Origin of the sequence: Orrella sp. JC864 (assembly GCF_037026685.1) — a bacterium.
GTDB lineage: Bacteria > Pseudomonadota > Gammaproteobacteria > Burkholderiales > Burkholderiaceae_B > Orrella.
The window spans coordinates 1-16,070 of the sequence record NZ_JBANET010000031.1 but is presented as its reverse complement, the minus strand read 5'-3'; the positions used below and the strand labels follow the sequence as shown (position 1 = coordinate 16,070).

Below are 16,070 nucleotides of genomic sequence, written 5' to 3'. Positions count from 1 at the left end.
GTGTTTCGGCGAAGATGCCGGGCCGCTGTGTGCCAAGTCAGCAGTAGCGGCCTGATGAAAGACAAAAGTATAGGCGCATGTATACAGGCATGTCCACCCGTAAGCCGGGCGGCGCTTGGAGTACCATGAGCGCCGCTTCCGATTCAGAACGGGCCTTGCCGCCCCCGCCCGCGACATGACCACCCCCATCACCGACAATCCCTTCCTGCAATGGCTGGGCGCGAGCCTGGCCCAATGGCGGTCCGGCTATGCTGAACTGCACCTGCCGAGCACGCCCAACCTGTTCAATCGCACCGAACGTATACAGGGCGGCGTGCTGTGCACCCTGCTTGACGTGGCCGCGGGCTACGCCGGCGTGTATGCGCCGCCCGAAGCGCCGAAGATCCGCAGCGTGACGCTGTCGCTGACCACCCAGTTCATGGCCAGCGGCGCGGGCCAGGGGCTGGTGGCCAAGGGTTTTCTCGAACGCAAGGGCCGCACCGTGTACTTTGCCCGCGCCGAGGTCTGGCAGGACGAGGACCTGCTGCTGGCCACGGCGGTGGGCACGTACAAGTACATCCGCTAAAGCGCCTTGCGGGCCCGCCCCGGGGCCCGATGGTATAGTCTCGGCCTCTATGCAGGAGGGGCCCCGGCCCACCTGGCCCGAGTGGTGAAATTGGTAGACACAGGGGACTTAAAATCCCCCGACCTCATACGTCGTACCGGTTCGACTCCGGTCTCGGGCACCAGGAAACCGGACCCTGGCGCCACCACGGCGCATGGGCCTATCCCCCGCCCCAACGCCTCATCACCTCCCTCCTATTACGGGCTACGTCGCCCCTGCGGCGCAAGGCATACACCCGCCTTTGGCCACACGACTGCCGCTCTATTCTTTGAAGAATGACCGCACCTGCCCGTCGATGATAGGCAGCCAACCATGATCCGTTAAAAAACGACATATTTAGGCTAATATTTACAACACTCGCAAATCTGCGAATATGATAGGGAACCCCGTCCGGCTTGCCTGCGGGGCCTTACCTGCTGCCATCACTGTGCCTCCGAGGAGAACCCACATGGCCAGTCCGCAATTCCTCCCCGAGCCGCCGGCGCCCGCCCCTGGCGGCCCCGAAGCTCCCCGCGCCCAAGAGCCCGAGCCCGACAGGCCGCAACGCTATTCCCGGACCGAGTACGAACTCGTCGCCTACATGACCTACAAGTATGGCGCGCGGCCTTCGACGGTCAGCGAAGAGCTGGGCCGGCTGCGCTGAGCCTGCCCAAGGCATGGACGAAGCCGCCCGCGCGCGGCTTCGGGCGGGGGCGCCGGGCCGCAACGATCCGCGATGTACGGCCATGTAAAAGTGATTGCCAGGCGCGTGGCCGCCAGCCCGCGCAGGCAGGCCGGCCTGTTGCCCGGCCAGGGGCTTGGCAAGATGCGGACACGGCTGGAAATGCGCGCTCGCCGCGCCCCGCCTACCCTTGCATGACGCGCCCCGGCCGCGCTTGACGCCGGGGCCTTCGCGTCATTGATCGAGGAAAGCGGACATGACCATGCGTAGTGCAATCACCGGCGCGCTGACCGCGCTGGCGCTGGCCGGGACAAGCCAGGCATCCGCGGCGGACGGCTCGGCGGCTGCCCGCAAGCACGATACCCCCACCCGCGCAAGCACCGAGGAGAGCCGGCAGCCCGGCCACCAGGCCAATGGCGCCCAGGGCCAGTCCCGCCCCGACGGCCAGCCAGCCGGCCAGCGCAGTGGCGCTGGCCGCGACGGCATGCCGCCGTCGGCCGATCCGCCAGGCGCAGGCCAGGGCGCAGGCACGGGGGCGGCCACGGAGACCGGAACGGGTTCGGGCACAGGTTCGGACAACGGTGCGACAGGCCCGGGCCATCCCAGCAGCCCGGCCTCGCGCGTGCCGGAAAGCGGCGCGGGCAAGCACCCCAAGACGCGCTAGCGCCCCAGCCGGCATGTGCCAGCACCCCGGACCTGTCGGTCCGAGGCGCCGGCCGGCCCGGGCAGGGGCTTATTTGCCCAGCTTGGCGAGCATGCCCAGCAGGCTGCTGGCGTCGAAGGATTGCAAGTCGGCTGCCGTGCCGTTGGGCGTGGCCTTGTCGACCAGGCCCGGAAGCAGGCCCGCCAGGGCATCGAGCAGCGCCGGGCGGCTCTGGCCGCTTTGCGCGGCCATCGCATCCACCACGCCAGGATCGAGCACCGCATCGAGCTGTCCGCCGGTGACGGGCAGGTTCTCGCCCTTGCCGATCCAGGATTGCACGATCGCACCCAGGCCGCCGCGCTCGAAGGCGGCGATGAGCCCGTCCATGCCGCCAGGGTAGTTGGCCAACTGTGCCATGACGATGGGCAGCAGCCCCCCGGCATTGCCGCCCAGGGAGGCACCCAGGGAGGTGCCTAGCGTAGTCTTGAGGGAATCGAACAGGCCCATGCCGGTATCCTTCTCTGGAGGGTCAGGGTTTGAGGTCGGCGGGCAGCTGGCCGCCGTTCTCGGCCAGCTTGCGCATGACCTGCTTGTGCAGCCAGATATTCATCGCTGCCGAATCGTCGGTGCTGCCGGTATAGCCCAGTTCGGCGGCCAGCTGCTTGCGCGCGGTCAGGCTGCTGTCCAGCCCGAGCAGCTTGAGCAGATCGACGATGGAGGTTTTCCAATTCAGCTTTTCACCGTGCTTGGACTGCAGGTCGGCCAGCACGGCGTCCACGTCCACGGCCGGCGCAGCGGGTGCGGCCTGGGGCGCCTGGGCCGGCGGCGCCGCTTCGGCAGGAGCCGGGGCCGCAGCGGGGGCCGCCGCCGCTTCGGCGGTGTTGGCGGGGTGGCTGGAGGGGAAGATCTTGCCCAGGATGGCCTTGAAGATGCTCATGCTGATTTCCTTTCGCAAAGTGCAGCGATGCTGCGGACCGTGGAAAACGGCCGCCTGGGCGGCCGAAGGCACTGCGGCTCACAGCATAGCGGCAGGCCCGCCGTCATTTACGTAACTAAATGAAAATGACGTTCGCACGAACGCCACCGTTCGATGGCTGCAGCCTGCCCCTCTCGCACAAGGCCGGGCCGCCCGCCCGTTCAGGCCGCCTGCGCCAGCGCCCGGGCATCGGCGCCCGCCGGAAAACGCAAGGCGCCGGACTCGTCGTGCACGGCCTGCCATACGGCTTGCGCCACATCGGACGCCTGCGTGACGGGGCCGGGGCGGGTCAGGACGGCCAGGCTGGCCTGCGCGAACGCGGCGTAGGGCTCCGGGACCAGCCCCTGCATGCGTTCGCGGCCGTTTTCGGCAAAGCGCGTACCCGGCCCGTAGCCGGGTTGCACCAGCCTGGCGCGCACGCCGAACGGCCGCAGCTCCAGGGCCAGCGAATCCGTAAAGCCTTCGATGGCGGTCTTGCTGGCGGTGTAGGCCGCCACCAGCGGAAACGGCGCAAGCGCCACGCTGGAAGTCACGTTCACGATCACTCCGCTGCGGCGCGCGCGGAACTGCGGCAGCACGGCCTGCGTCATGGCCATCGTGCCAAAGGTGTTGGTCTCGAAGATCTCGCGCACGGTCGCCATGGGGGTGGCTTCGAAGGCGCCGAACAAGCCCAGCCCGGCATTGTTCACCAGCACGTCCACCGGACCGCTTTCCCGCAAGGCAGCGGCGATGCTGTCGGGCCGGGTCACGTCCAGCGGCACCACGCGCAGCCGGGGCGAACGCGGCAGCAGGCCCTCCTGGGGCTTGCGCATGGTGGCGACGACCTCCCAGCCCTGGGCGTGGAAATGCAGCGCGGCGGCCAGCCCGTAGCCGGACGAGCAACCGGTGATCAGCACGGTTTTCATGGTGTTCCTTTCCTGAAGGGGGGTGAAGTGGCCACAGCATATCCAGCCCTTGCAGGACTCTCTACAATCCGGAATCCGTATTTCATTTGCAAAAGTCCTGCCATGGCTGCCGCCCCTGTGGCCGATCCGCTTTCGGAAATCATCTCCCTGCTTCGCCCCAGGACCGTGTTCAGCAAGATCATCAGCGGCGCGGGCCGCTGGGGCGTGCGCTACGCGCCTTTCGGCCAGCCCAGCTTCTGCACGGTGCTCGAAGGCGCTTGCCTGCTGGCCGTCCAGGGGCACCCCACCATCACACTGGCGGCGGGCGATTTCGTGCTGCTGCCGGCCACGCCCGGCTTCACGCTGTCGGGTTTCGAGCCGGTCGCGCCAGCCCGCGTCGATCCCAAGACCGCGCCGGCCCCCAGGGGCGAAGTGCGCCACGGCAGGCGTGGCGGTCGGCCCGATGTGCGCATGCTGGGCGGCTACTTTCTTCTGGACTCGCCGGACGCGGCATTGCTGGTGTCCCTGCTGCCGGCGCTATTGCATGTCCGGAGCGCACCCAAGCTCGCGCAGCTGGTGGAAATGGTGCGGCAAGAGTCGCTTGCCCAGCGCCCCGGCCGCGAGCTGGCGCTGGCCAGGCTGGTGGAGTTGCTGCTGGTCGAGGCGCTGCGCGCCACGGCCGGGGCCGATGCGCCGGCCGGCCTGCTGCGCGGCCTGGCCGACGCCAAGATCGCCAAGGCGATGCGGCTGATGCACGGCGATCCTGCGCGCCGCTGGACAGTGCCCGAACTGGCCAGGCGGGCCGCCCTGTCGCGATCGGCCTTCTTCGCGCGCTTTACGCGCACCGTGGGAATGACGCCCATGGACTACCTGCGGGCCTGGCGCATGACGCTGGCCAAGGACCTTCTGCGCCAGGGCAATGCCGCCATCCCGGCGATTGCCGAGCGGGTCGGCTACGGATCGGCCAGCACGTTCAGCACGGCGTTCAACAGGCATGTGGGACAGGCGCCGGGCCGGTACGCGCGCGTCGCGCTCGCGCGCGGATAATACACCCGGGCTGAAATCCGCAATAGCCCAAGCTATGATGGATTCCGACCGTTCTTCCCGGACATCGCTCCCTCATCGTGCCTGTATGACAGACAGCGTCCCATTAAGTACCCAGCCTTTCGACTGGACCCGCTATTTCAACCCCGCGGTGCTGGAGAACTTTCCGGTCGCGGTATATGTCTGCGACGCGAGCGGGCTGGTCGTCGCCTACAACGAAAAGGCCGCGACCCTCTGGGGCCGCCGGCCTGCGCCGGGCGACCCCCAGGAGCGGTTTTGCGGCGCGCACCGGCTTTACGACGCGGCGGGCAACTACATGCCTCATGCGCAAAGCCCGCTGGCGCGCGTGCTGGTCGACGGCAGGCCCATCCAGGACATGGAAGCGGTGGTGCAGCGGCCCGATGGCAGCCGGGTCCGGATACTGGCGAACCTGACGCCACTTTTCGACAGCGAACGCAGGCTGGCCGGCTACGTGAACTGCGTGCAGGACGTCAGCCGCTATTACGCCTTGCAGGCCGAGCACAACGAAATGCGGCATTCGCTGAACCAGGTCCAGAAGATGCATTCGATCGGCCAGCTGACCGGCGGCATTGCCCACGATTTCAACAACATGCTGCAAAGCGTGGTCAGCGCCCATGCCCTGCTGCGCAGGTCGCTGGCCTCGGGGCACGACACGGAAAAGTCCCTGCGCTACGTCGACATCGCCCAGCAGGCGGTCACCCGCGCCGCTTCGTTGACCCAGCGCCTGCTGACCTTTTCGCGGCGCCAGGCCCTGAACAACCGCCGCCTGGACGTCAATGCGCTGATCGGAGGTTGCGCCAGCCTGCTGGAGAAAAGCGTAGACGAGCGGATACGCATCGAATTCGCCCTGGCGCCGGACCTGTGGCCGGTGCACTGCGACGCCAGCCAGCTGGAGAACGCCCTGCTCAACCTCGTGATCAACGCGCGCGATGCCATGCCCCACGGCGGCACCATCGTCATCAAGACCGGCAACGCGGTGCTAGAAGACGGCTACGTTTCCCGTTACCCGGACGTGCGTCCCGGCCAATACGTCGGCATCTCGGTCAGTGACACGGGCACCGGTATCCCCGAGGACGTGCTGGCGCATATCTTCGAGCCTTTCTTTACGACCAAGCTGGTGGGAGAAGGCACCGGCCTGGGCTTGTCGATGGTGCACGGCTTCGTCAAGCAGTCCGACGGCCACGTCTCGGTCCATACCCAGCTGGGCGAAGGCACGACCTTCAATATCCTGCTGCCGCGCGACCGGCGCGCCGCGGACGTGCACGAGACGTGCGAGCCCGACACCCGCCGGCCGGTGGCCGCCCAGGCCTATTGCATCCTGCTGGTGGAAGACGACGACGCCAGCCGCCCCTTGCTCAAGGAAAGCCTGAGCGCGCTGGGCTACGAGGTGATCGAGGCGCGCGACGCGCAAAGCGCGATCGCCATACTGGAGCACCATCGCACGGTGCACCTGCTCGTGACGGACATCGGCCTGCCGGGCGGCACCAACGGCAGGCAGCTGGCCGAGCATGCGCTTACGCGTATCCCGGGCCTGAAACTGCTGCTGATGACGGGCCATGCGGTCGCCAAGCCCGTGCTGTCGGGCACGCTGCTCAACGCCCGGGTCCTGGCCAAGCCATTTTCCATCGACCTGCTGGCCCAGGCAGTGCATGCGATTCTCCTGGAACCCGAGGTCAGCCGGCCTGTGCCACGTCAAGTGCATTAAAGCCCGATTCGAGCGCCTGCGCAGGAGAGCTGAAATGGCTGTCGGACTGGCGGCTTCCCAGCGCGACGCCGGCAAGGTCGAACATCTTTAGCTCCCACGCGTACCTTCCCGCTCCGAGATCCAGGAGATAGAGCGCGACCGAACCACTGGCGGTAGGACTTCTTTTGATGAGCATGTCGTTCCAGGCATCTCGTCACGCCTGGCGAGGCTGGCGCAAGGCGCTACGGCGGCTGCCGAACCAGATCGGCAGGCTGAAAGGCAACTGAACCAGTGTAGTGGCTGGGCGGGCGCAATTTTCTGGCGGCGGTGTAACAGGTGCGGCGGGCTTGCGTCGATGTGCTTCGCGCCCGCCGCATGCGGCGCGCGCGCGGGAGCACTGCGGAATATGAGACACTTTTGGCATATCCACGTTGCGACGTGTCGCGCCAGGACACCGATGAATATTCCTTCTGTTCCCCACGTCGTGCTGGATGCCTGCGTGCTCATGTCGGGCATCGTGCGCCGGCTGTGCCTGCGGCTGGCCGAGGCGGGCTTGCTGGCGCCGCTATGGACGGACCGCATCGCGGGCGAATGGCAGCGCAACGCGGCGCGGATCTGGGCCATCGCGCCCGAACGGCTGCAAGACGAGTGGCGGCGCATGCAGCAGGCGTTTCCCGCGGCCGACTGCGGCGACACCACCGCATTCGAGGCGGACCTGCGCTACAGCGACCCCAAGGACTGGCACGTGATTGCCGCGGCCCGGGCCGCCCAGGCGCGCGGCGCGGGCCGCGAGGTGCTCATCGCCACCTGGAACCTGAAGGACTTCAACCGCTCGGAACTGCGCCGCATGCAGTTGCGCGCGCTCGATCCGGACCGCTTGCTGGTCCGGTGCTGGGAACACGATGCGCACGCGACCTTGCGCGCCTTGGCGGGCATGGCCGACGATGCCGTGGCGCTGGGCGGGCAAGCCGAGCCGATGGCGCAGGCGCTCAGGCGCGAACGGCTGTTCCGGCTCGCCCGCCTGGCTGGCGGCCAGCCCCAGCCTTGAAACGCTCGTGCGGGCCTGCCGGTCGGGCCGCTGCTCGGACACCCGTCGGACGCTGATGGGACGCCCTGTCGGACGCTGCTCGGACGCCCGTCGGACGCTCACCAGGCGCGGTCAGTGGTCGTGCCGCTGCGCCCGGAAGCCCTCGGCGTTCAGGCGATCGATCACTTCCTGCACGTGGTCGTGCCCGCGCGCCTGGATCACGAAATCGACTTCCACGTTCTGCACCGGAAGCAGCGTGAAGGCCCGCTGGTGATGCACCTCGGCGATGTTGGCATGCGCCTGGGCGATCAAGGCGGTGGCGCGTGCCAGCGCCCCGGGCAGGTCACGCAGGTCCACGCGGATGCGCGCCAGGCGGCCGGCGCGCACCATGCCGCGCTCGATCAGCTCGCCCAGCATCAAGGGATCGATGTTGCCGCCCGAGAGCACCAGGCCGATACGCTTGCCGCGGTAGCGGCTGCCGCCCTGGTCTTGCGCGTGCAGCAGGGCCGCCAGCCCGGCGGCGCCGGCGCCCTCGACCACGGTCTTTTCGATCTCCAGCAGCATCACGATGGCGTGCTCGATATCGCTTTCCGATACCAGCTCGATGCGGTCGACGTGGCGAGCCACCAGCTGGCGCGTGATCTGGCCGGGGGATTTGACGGCGATGCCCTCGGCGATGGTGTAGTGCCCGGTCTCGGGCGCCTGGCCGTGGCGCAGCGCATACATGGCGGGGAACCGTTCGGTCTGCACGCCGACCACCTCGATGCCGGGCCGCAAGGCCTTGGCCACGGCGCCGATGCCGCCGATCAGGCCGCCGCCGCCGATGGGCACGACCAGCATGTCCAGGTCCGGCCGGGCCTGCAGCATTTCCAGGCCCACGGTACCCTGCCCGGCGATGACGGCCTCGTCGTCGTAGGGGTGCACCAGCGTCAGGCCGCGCGATTGCGCCAGCGCCAGCCCGTGGGCCTTGGCATCGTCGAAGCTGTCGCCGGCCAGCACCACTTCGGCGCCGAAGCGGCGGGTATTGGCGATCTTGACGGTGGGCGTGAAGCGCGGCATGACGATGACGGCGGGCACGCCCATGCGCTGCGCATGGTAGGCCACGCCTTGCGCGTGGTTGCCGGCGGACACGGCCAGCACGCCCTGGCGCCGCTCGTGCTCGGACAAGGCAAGCATGCGGTTGAGCGCCCCGCGCTCCTTGAACGAGGCGGTGAACTGCAGGTTCTCGAACTTGAGCCAGATCTCGGCCTGCAGGATGTCCGACAGCGTGCGCGAAAGGGAAAACGGCGAGTTGAGCACCTGGCCGGCCAGGCGGTTGTGCGCGGCGCGCACCGCGTCCAGATCGATCATGTACGGGCATCCGGTAAGCCGTCCGCCGGCGGCTTGCGGGCCGACTCAGCGCACGGGCAGGAACGAGAAGAACATCAAGCCTTGCGCGTAGTTTATGCCCACCCGGCGGGTGTTCTCGCCCAGCAGGTTGGCAATCAGGTCCAGCCGGCCGATCAGCGCGCCGAACTCGCGCTCGAAGCTCAGGTTGCTGCCCTGCTCGCTGATCTCGTTGGCCAGCAGCAGCGGCTGGCCTTGCGGGTCGCGGCGGCTGCCGAGCATCCAGGCGGCCGCCTCGACGTTGCGCGCGGCGTTAAAGACATGCTGGCCGTCCAGCATGTCGGTGGCATAAAAGCGCGTCTTGCCGCCGTGCGCGGCGATCAGGGTATCGGCCAGTCCGTAGACGAAGGCGGCCACGCGATCGCCCGGATAGGCCGGGTCCAGCGCCACCGCCAGGATCTGGATGTCGCGCAGGCCGCCCAGTCCCGCCGGCGGCCTGCCGCTGCGCATGGACGACTGCACGCGCCGTATCGCGGTTTGCATGTCGGGAGCGCCCGACTTGCGCCATTGGCTGGGATTGCGGCGGTAGAACTTGTCCAGCAGCACGTCCAGGCTGGCCAGGTTGTCGCGCATGGCGATGGTGACGGTGCGGTTGAAATCCGTCTGGCCGAGCTGGTCGGCCGACATGGCCTCGGTGCGGGGCGTGCGGCCGTCGGGGGCGGCAGCGCCCGGCGGGGCGGCGCAACCGGCGCCCGCCAATGCGCCGGCCAGGGCCAGGACAAGCGCGGCGGGCGCGGCCGCCCTCATGCCCGGCAAGGCCGCCGGCCCGCCTGCCCCAGCGCCGTCCCGGTGGCGGCCAGCACCGCCCCGCGGGCAGCCATCCCGGCCAGAAAGCGCGCCTGCTCTTGCGCGTAGCCCTGCACCGGGCTCATGGCATCGGTCAGCAATACCAGCGGGATGGCCGGCCGATAGGCCGCCACGTGCTCGACGGTGGCCTTGACGCAATGGCTGCCGGCCTCGCCCGCGACCAGCAGCTCGCCGCTGGCGGCCAGGCGATCGAGCAGCGCATGATGGGTGCCGGTGGCCGGGTCGCCCGGGTCCGGCACCTCGGCTTCGATGGCGCTGTAGTGCTCGGTCCAGGGATTGGCGCCCTTCAGTATCTTGACCGCCTGGCGGCCATGGCGGTCCTCCCACAGGCGGCAGGCATCGGCCAGTTCGGCGTGCAAGCCGTGCCCCCAGGAGCCCAGCTCGCAGTGCACGGGCCACACCATGTGCCGATAGCGCCCGCGCGCCTGCAGCGCATCGAGATAGGCCAGCACCTGCGGCAGGGCCTGGGCCTGGCGCGGCAGCAGTTGGCCGGCGCGCACCTGCTCGGCGCTGACCGGCGTGAAGGGCGCCACGGCGCCGCCCTCGCCGGTGCGCCAGAATCCCGGGTGCGCGATGTCGATGCGGTAATGGCTGTCCAGCGTCAGCGTCATATCGTCGATGGCATCGACGTGCCGGCGCACGAATTCGGCCAGCCGCCGCATGTCGGCGTCGGCGCCGGGCACCGGCAGGGCCGCGCCAGCGATGTCGCAGAAATCGTTCTGGGCGTCGATGACAAGAAGATGGCGCCCGCCAGCCACCGGCGCAAACGCGGTCAAGGAATCGCTCATGGGCTCCGTCCGGGAAGGCGGCGGCCCGGGCCGGGCCGCCGCTTGCTCGCAGGCCCCATCATAAAAAAATGCGCGGCCCGCGCGCGCCTTTCAGCGCAGGGGAAAGCCCAGCTCGTTGAGCACGCTGCGCAGCGCGTAGCGGCGGTCGGCCGGGTTGGCGGTCAGGCGGCGCACGATGTGCCGGGTCCACAAAGGATGCGAAATGGACTGTTTTTTCCAGAACGCATCGAGCGCGCGGTCGTAGATCTGCGCGGCTTGCTCCTGCGCGCCTGCATCGTAATGCTCGCGGTGCAGCACGCCCGACTGCGGCAGCCGCGGCTTGATGTGGGCGGGCACGGCCTGGTCGGGATAGCCCACCGCCATGCCGAAGACGGGAAACACATGCGGGGGCAGCTTCAGGTCCTTGGCGATCTCGCTGACGTGGCTGCGGATCGCGCCCACATAGACCGCGCCCAGCCCCAGCGACTCGGCGGCCAGCATGGCGTTCTGCGCGGCGATGGCCGTATCCACCGCACCCAGCACCACCGATTCGACGTAGTCGCCGCCGTCGATCTGCGCGCCCTGCAGGCTGGCCAGCCGGCGCGCCCGCGCATAATCGGCCAGCCAGACCAGGAACAGCGGCGCCTGCCGCACGAAGGCCTGGTCGTTGGCCCATGCCGACAGCCTTTCCTTGTGCGAGGGATCCTCGATGGCCACCACGCTCCAGACCTGCAGGTTGGACGAGGTCGAGCCCGATTGCGCCGCGGCCAGCATGGTGGGCAATACCTCGGCCGGCAAGGGCCGCGGCAGGAAGGCCCGCACGGAGCGGTGCCGCAGGATGTGGGCGACGATGGCGTTGTGCGCCACGGCGGGGGCGCAGGCCTGGCTGCCGTAGCGCTCGGCCAGCAGCTCGGCCACCGACGCCTGCTCGCCTTGTTCGGGGGTGGAAATCGTCATAGCCGTCACTCGCATTGTCCGAATGCGGACGATTGTAGAGTGGCCCGCCGGCCGGCGGCAGCGGTTACCATGCCGCAGGACATCTATGCGCACGCGGAGCAAGGCCATGGAAGCGGACCGGATCATCGAAAAACTTGGCTTGGCGCCCCACCCGGAAGGCGGGCACTACCGCCAGACCTGGATCGCCCCGTCCACGGCGGGGCGGCCCAGCGGCACTTCCATCCTTTTTCTTTTGAAGGAAGGCGAAGTCAGCCACTGGCATCGCATCGATGCGACCGAGATATGGCATTTCCACGCCGGCGCACCCCTGGTGCTGGAGACCGCAGATACGACCGAAGGCCCGGCAAGCCGCGTGATACTTGGCCCGGATGTCCTGGGCGGCCATGCCCCGCAGGCAATCGTCGCGCCACATGCCTGGCAGTCGGCGCGCTCGACGGGCAAGTGGACGCTTGTGGGCTGCACCGTCAGCCCCGCGTTCCGCTTCGAGGGATTCGAGCTGGCGCCGCCGGGCCTGGGGATTCCGGCGAAATAAGCCGCTTGCGCATCCGGCGCGCGCGGTTTGGCGGGCGTGCCGGTCTTGCTAAAAAAAACGGCGCCCGAAGGCGCCGTTTCGTGGCTCGCGGCCCTCGTCAGGCTTGCGGTTCGCTGTGCGTCTCGGCCGGGGCCGGAGCGGCGGGGCCGCCCTGGGCCTCGATGCCGCCGATGGCCTTGGCCGACAGGCGCAGACGGCCCTTGTCGTCGGCTTCGATCACCTTGACGCGCACCGACTGGCCAACCTTGAGCACGTCGTTGATGTTGGCGATGCGGTAGTTGGCGATCTCGGAGATGTGCAGCAGGCCGTCGCGGCCGGGCAGCACCTGCACGATGGCGCCGAAGTCCAGCAGGCGCAGCACCGAGCCTTCGTAGACCTGGCCGACCTCGACGTCGGCGGTCAGTTCGGTGATGCGGCGCTGGGCCTCGCGGGCGCGGTCCAGGTCGGCGCTGGAGATGACGATGGTGCCGTCGTCCGAGATGTCGATCTGCGTGCCGGTTTCCTCGGTCAGCGCACGGATGGTGGCGCCGCCCTTGCCGATCACGTCGCGGATCTTCTCGGGGTTGATCTTCATGCTAAGCATGCGCGGCGCGAAGGTGGACAGCTCGGTGCGCGAACCGTCAATGGCCTCGCGCATCTTCTCCAGGATGTGCAGGCGGCCGTCGCGGGCCTGGGCCAGCGCCACCTGCATGATTTCCTTGGTGATGCCCTGGATCTTGATGTCCATCTGCAGCGCGGTGATGCCGTTGACGGTACCGGCCACCTTGAAGTCCATGTCGCCCAGGTGATCCTCGTCGCCCAGGATGTCGGTCAGCACGGCGAACTTGCCCTGGTCCAGGATCAGGCCCATGGCCACGCCGGCCACGTGATCCTTGACCGGCACGCCGGCGTCCATCATGGCCAGCGAGCCGCCGCACACCGACGCCATCGACGAGGAGCCGTTGGATTCGGTGATTTCGGAGACCAGGCGGATGGTGTACTGGAATTCCTCGGGCTCGGGCAGCAGCGCCACCAGGGCGCGCTTGGCCAGGCGGCCGTGGCCGATCTCGCGGCGCTTGGGCACGCCCACGCGGCCGGTCTCGCCGGTGGCGAAAGGCGGCATGTTGTAGTGCATCAGGAAGCGGTCGCGGTACTCGCCCATCAGCGCGTCGATGATCTGCTCGTCCTGCTTGGTGCCCAGCGTGGCGATCACCAGGGCCTGCGTCTCGCCCCGGGTGAACAGCGCGCTGCCGTGCGCGCGCGGCACCACGCCCAGGCTGATGCTGATGGGACGCACGGTGCGGGTGTCGCGCCCGTCGATGCGGGGCTCGCCGTTCAGGATCTGGCCGCGCACCAGCTTGGCCTCCAGGTCGAACAGCACGTTCTCGACGGCGACCGGGTCCAGCTTCTCGCCTTCGGGCAGCTGCTCGGCCAGCTTGGCCAGCACGTCGGCGTAGACCTCGCGCAGCTTGGCAGTGCGCTCCTGCTTCTGGCGCAGCTGGTAGGCGGCGGCCAGGCCTTCCTTGGCCGCGGCCTCGACCTTGGCGATGAAGGCTTCATCGCGCGGGGCGGGCTGCCAGTCCCACTCGGGCTTGCCGGCCTCGGCCACCAGCTCGTGGATGGCGTTGATGACGGCCTGCTGCTGCTCGTGGCCGTAGACCACGCCGCCCAGCATGACTTCCTCGGAGAGCTCCTGGGCCTCGGACTCGACCATCAGCACGGCGTTCTCGGTGCCGGCCACGACCAGGTTCAGCTTGGAATCCTTGAGTTGCGTGGCGGTCGGGTTGATGACGTACTGGCCGTCGAGGTAGCCCACGCGGGCCGCGCCGATGGGGCCGTTGAAGGGAATGCCCGAGATGGCCAGCGCGGCCGACGAACCGATCATGGCGGCGATGTCCGGATCGATCTCCGGGTTGACCGACAGCACGTGGATGATGACCTGCACGTCGTTGTAGAAGCCCTCGGGAAACAGCGGGCGCAGCGGGCGGTCGATCAGGCGCGAGGTCAGGGTTTCCTTCTCGGAGGGCTTGCCTTCGCGCTTGAAGAAGCCACCGGGGATGCGGCCGGCCGCGTAGGTCTTCTCGATGTAGTCGACGGTAAGGGGGAAGAAATCCTGGCCCGGCTTGGGCTTCTTGGCGGCCACGACGGTGGCCAGCACGACGGTGTCCTCGATCGAAACCACGACGGCGCCGGAGGCCTGGCGGGCGATCTCACCCGTTTCCAGCACCACGGTGTGCTGGCCGTACTGGAACGACTTGGTGACTTTGTTGAACATATTGGTGCGTCCTTGCAAAGGAAAAAGCCGTGGGCGATGCGACGACGGTCGCACCGGCCACGGCTGGCATCATGGGGAACCGGCCCCGGGCGAAACGATCACTTGCGCAGACCGAGCTTTTCGATCAGAGCGCGGTAAGCGTCGGGGTTGCGGCCCTTGAGGTAGTCGAGCAGCTTGCGGCGGCGGCTGACCATGCGCAGCAGACCACGGCGCGAATGGTGATCCTTCATGTGGGTCTTGAAGTGGCCGGTCAGCTCGTTGATGCGGGCCGTCAGCAGCGCGACCTGGACTTCGGGCGAGCCGGTGTCGCCTTGGGCGCGTTGGAACTGCGAGACGATGTCAGACTTGTTGATATCGGAAACTGCCATTTTTTATCCTCTGGAGACTGGCGACAGGGCCGAGGAGCCCTGACGTGGTAGATAGGCCAGGCCGCGGCAGGCGGCCGGCCCGAAAAAGGGAAAACGCAAAAAAACCAATACGCGCGGGGTGCCCGGCTTACAAAGCAAGCCCGGAGCAAACCAGCGGTTTCACACCCAAGGCGCGTATGGAACCCGTGATTATATCCTATTCGCTAGAATGGACATCCCCGGCTACATCGGCGCAGCTGTCGGCGCCGGCCCCCGGGAACCTTCCAGGAACCTGCCCATGACCCGCTTACTCCATATTTCCGCCCGTGCCGGCCTGCTGGCCGCGGCCAGCGTGCTGGCCGGCTGCGTCACCTTGATGGACGAGCTCGAGCCCGGCACGCCCGTCGCGGAGATACAACAGCGTTACGGCGAGCCGACGGCCCGCTGCCCCCTGCCCGAGGGCGCGGGCGAGCGCCTGATCTGGTCGCGCCAGCCCCTGGGCCAGTACGCCTGGGGCGTGGACGTGGCCCCCGACGGCAAGACCGGCGCGGTCCGCTCGCTGCTGACCGACGAGAACTTCGCCCGCCTGTCCTCGGGCTACTGGCCCGCCGAGCGGGTGCGCTGCGAATTCGGCCCGCCCGCAGAGATCCGCGAGGTCGGGCACGGCCAGGCGCGCCAGACAGTCTGGAACTACCGCTACAAGAACCGCGGCGGCTGGCCGTCCCTCCTTACGGTGCACATGGGCCCGGACGGCAAGACGGCACGCCGCTACGAAAGCAACGACGATCCCAATGCCGCGTCCAACGGCCCGGGCAGCGGGGGCAGCGAATAGGCCCGCCCTGCCGCGCGTCCTGCCTTTTTTCAGGAGACCGACCATGCGCCCGACGCTTTTTCCTTGTCTAGCCCTGCCATCGCGCCGGCGCGGCGCCTGGCTGGCCCTGGGCCTGGCGGCGCTGGCCGCGGCCGGCTGCGCCAACATCGAGCAGGTCGAGCCCGGCACGCCCCTGGCCCAGGTGCAGGGCCGCTTCGGCGCGCCCACCCACGCCTGCCCCCTGCCCGACGGCGGCCAGAGGCTGGTGTGGTCGCAGCAGCCCTACGGGCAGTATGCCTGGGGCACCCGCACCACGGCCGACGGCCGCGTCGGGCCGGTCGAGCCCATCCTCACGGACGAATATTTCAAGCGCCTGGACCAGGGCCACTGGACGGCCGAGCGCATCCTGTGCGAGTTCGGCCCCCCGGCCGTGATCGAGCGCGTGGGCATGCCTTCGGTGCGCCAGGTGGTGTGGGCCTACCGCTATCGCGAGAACCACGTCTGGAACTCGCTCATGCACCTGTACATGGGCCCGGACGGCACGCGCCTGACGCGCCGGCACGCCGCGCCCGACCCCATGTTCGAGATGAACGACAGCAACAGCTACGACTGAAGCCGGCCGGCGGCCCGGACGCGGCAGCGCCCCGCCCCGGGCACCCTGGCGG

At 68.6% G+C, this 16,070-nt stretch carries 18 protein-coding genes and 1 tRNA gene; 10 read left to right on the top strand and 9 right to left on the bottom strand.

From position 1 onward, the window contains the following. The first annotated feature begins 175 nt into the window (after positions 1 to 175). From V8Z80_RS19705 to V8Z80_RS19690, 4 genes are all read left to right on the top strand, one after another. The gene (locus tag V8Z80_RS19705; RefSeq protein WP_155196274.1) at positions 176 to 565 is read left to right on the top strand and encodes a PaaI family thioesterase; all 390 of its coding nucleotides are present in this window, start codon (positions 176 to 178) and stop codon (positions 563 to 565) included. Between the two features lie 75 nt (positions 566 to 640). Next, positions 641 to 728 (top strand) — tRNA-Leu (locus tag V8Z80_RS19700). A 324-nt stretch (positions 729 to 1,052) separates the two neighbouring features. Next, positions 1,053 to 1,247: a hypothetical protein gene (locus V8Z80_RS19695; protein WP_155196275.1), complete on the top strand. Its 195-nt coding sequence runs from the start codon at positions 1,053 to 1,055 to the stop codon at positions 1,245 to 1,247. A gap of 274 nt (positions 1,248 to 1,521) precedes the next feature. Beyond that, the gene (locus V8Z80_RS19690) at positions 1,522 to 1,929 is read left to right on the top strand and encodes a hypothetical protein (RefSeq protein WP_155196276.1); all 408 of its coding nucleotides are present in this window, start codon (positions 1,522 to 1,524) and stop codon (positions 1,927 to 1,929) included. A gap of 69 nt (positions 1,930 to 1,998) precedes the next feature. Here V8Z80_RS19690 and V8Z80_RS19685 read toward each other — a convergent pair whose 3' ends face one another. The 3 genes from V8Z80_RS19685 to V8Z80_RS19675 form a co-directional block, all read right to left on the bottom strand. Further along, the gene (locus tag V8Z80_RS19685; RefSeq protein WP_336063194.1) at positions 1,999 to 2,415 is read right to left on the bottom strand and encodes a YidB family protein; all 417 of its coding nucleotides are present in this window, start codon (positions 2,413 to 2,415) and stop codon (positions 1,999 to 2,001) included. 22 nt (positions 2,416 to 2,437) lie between these two features. Then, positions 2,438 to 2,845: a DUF3597 domain-containing protein gene (locus V8Z80_RS19680; protein ID WP_155196278.1), complete on the bottom strand. Its 408-nt coding sequence runs from the start codon at positions 2,843 to 2,845 to the stop codon at positions 2,438 to 2,440. 200 nt (positions 2,846 to 3,045) lie between these two features. Further along, positions 3,046 to 3,789 carry an SDR family oxidoreductase gene (locus tag V8Z80_RS19675; RefSeq protein WP_155196279.1) on the bottom strand — a complete coding sequence of 248 codons (744 nt, stop codon included), beginning with the start codon at positions 3,787 to 3,789 and terminating at the stop codon, positions 3,046 to 3,048. A 117-nt stretch (positions 3,790 to 3,906) separates the two neighbouring features. On the opposite strand from V8Z80_RS19675, the gene V8Z80_RS19670 reads away from it, so the two are divergent. The 3 genes from V8Z80_RS19670 to V8Z80_RS19660 all read left to right on the top strand — a co-directional run bounded on the left by V8Z80_RS19670 (position 3,907) and on the right by V8Z80_RS19660 (position 7,565). Further along, the gene (locus tag V8Z80_RS19670) at positions 3,907 to 4,815 is read left to right on the top strand and encodes an AraC family transcriptional regulator (RefSeq protein WP_442952008.1); all 909 of its coding nucleotides are present in this window, start codon (positions 3,907 to 3,909) and stop codon (positions 4,813 to 4,815) included. Positions 4,816 to 4,900: 85 nt separating this feature from the next. Then, the gene (locus V8Z80_RS19665) at positions 4,901 to 6,538 is read left to right on the top strand and encodes an ATP-binding protein (protein ID WP_336063193.1); all 1,638 of its coding nucleotides are present in this window, start codon (positions 4,901 to 4,903) and stop codon (positions 6,536 to 6,538) included. 436 nt (positions 6,539 to 6,974) lie between these two features. Then, the gene (locus tag V8Z80_RS19660) at positions 6,975 to 7,565 is read left to right on the top strand and encodes a PIN domain-containing protein (RefSeq protein ID WP_155196283.1); all 591 of its coding nucleotides are present in this window, start codon (positions 6,975 to 6,977) and stop codon (positions 7,563 to 7,565) included. 111 nt (positions 7,566 to 7,676) lie between these two features. Here V8Z80_RS19660 and V8Z80_RS19655 read toward each other — a convergent pair whose 3' ends face one another. From V8Z80_RS19655 to V8Z80_RS19640, 4 genes are all read right to left on the bottom strand, one after another. Further along, complete coding sequence (locus V8Z80_RS19655) at positions 7,677 to 8,894, bottom strand: threonine ammonia-lyase (protein ID WP_155196284.1); 1,218 nt, start codon at positions 8,892 to 8,894, stop codon at positions 7,677 to 7,679. A gap of 45 nt (positions 8,895 to 8,939) precedes the next feature. Beyond that, positions 8,940 to 9,677 (bottom strand): hypothetical protein, encoded by a 738-nt coding sequence (locus tag V8Z80_RS19650; RefSeq protein ID WP_155196285.1) that lies wholly within the window; start codon positions 9,675 to 9,677, stop codon positions 8,940 to 8,942. Continuing rightward, positions 9,674 to 10,525, bottom strand: coding sequence for a cysteine hydrolase (locus V8Z80_RS19645; RefSeq protein WP_336063192.1), 852 nt, complete (start codon positions 10,523 to 10,525; stop codon positions 9,674 to 9,676). The genes V8Z80_RS19650 and V8Z80_RS19645 overlap by 4 nt, the downstream gene beginning before the upstream one ends. A 90-nt stretch (positions 10,526 to 10,615) precedes the next feature. After that, the gene (locus tag V8Z80_RS19640; protein ID WP_336063191.1) at positions 10,616 to 11,461 is read right to left on the bottom strand and encodes an NADPH-dependent oxidoreductase; all 846 of its coding nucleotides are present in this window, start codon (positions 11,459 to 11,461) and stop codon (positions 10,616 to 10,618) included. 106 nt (positions 11,462 to 11,567) lie between these two features. On the opposite strand from V8Z80_RS19640, the gene V8Z80_RS19635 reads away from it, so the two are divergent. Continuing rightward, positions 11,568 to 11,993 carry a cupin domain-containing protein gene (locus V8Z80_RS19635; protein ID WP_336063190.1) on the top strand — a complete coding sequence of 142 codons (426 nt, stop codon included), beginning with the start codon at positions 11,568 to 11,570 and terminating at the stop codon, positions 11,991 to 11,993. Positions 11,994 to 12,090: 97 nt separating this feature from the next. Here the strand turns inward: V8Z80_RS19635 and pnp are convergent, their stop codons facing one another. After that, complete coding sequence (gene pnp / locus V8Z80_RS19630; protein ID WP_336063189.1) at positions 12,091 to 14,247, bottom strand: polyribonucleotide nucleotidyltransferase; 2,157 nt, start codon at positions 14,245 to 14,247, stop codon at positions 12,091 to 12,093. A 98-nt stretch (positions 14,248 to 14,345) separates the two neighbouring features. Then, the gene (gene rpsO, locus V8Z80_RS19625) at positions 14,346 to 14,615 is read right to left on the bottom strand and encodes a 30S ribosomal protein S15 (RefSeq protein ID WP_155196993.1); all 270 of its coding nucleotides are present in this window, start codon (positions 14,613 to 14,615) and stop codon (positions 14,346 to 14,348) included. Positions 14,616 to 14,892: 277 nt separating this feature from the next. Between rpsO and V8Z80_RS19620 the strand changes: the two genes are divergently transcribed. Both V8Z80_RS19620 and V8Z80_RS19615 read left to right on the top strand, forming a co-directional pair. After that, positions 14,893 to 15,426, top strand: coding sequence for a hypothetical protein (locus V8Z80_RS19620; protein WP_336063188.1), 534 nt, complete (start codon positions 14,893 to 14,895; stop codon positions 15,424 to 15,426). A gap of 43 nt (positions 15,427 to 15,469) precedes the next feature. Next, the gene (locus V8Z80_RS19615) at positions 15,470 to 16,018 is read left to right on the top strand and encodes a hypothetical protein (protein WP_336063187.1); all 549 of its coding nucleotides are present in this window, start codon (positions 15,470 to 15,472) and stop codon (positions 16,016 to 16,018) included. The last annotated feature ends 52 nt before the right edge of the window (positions 16,019 to 16,070 follow it).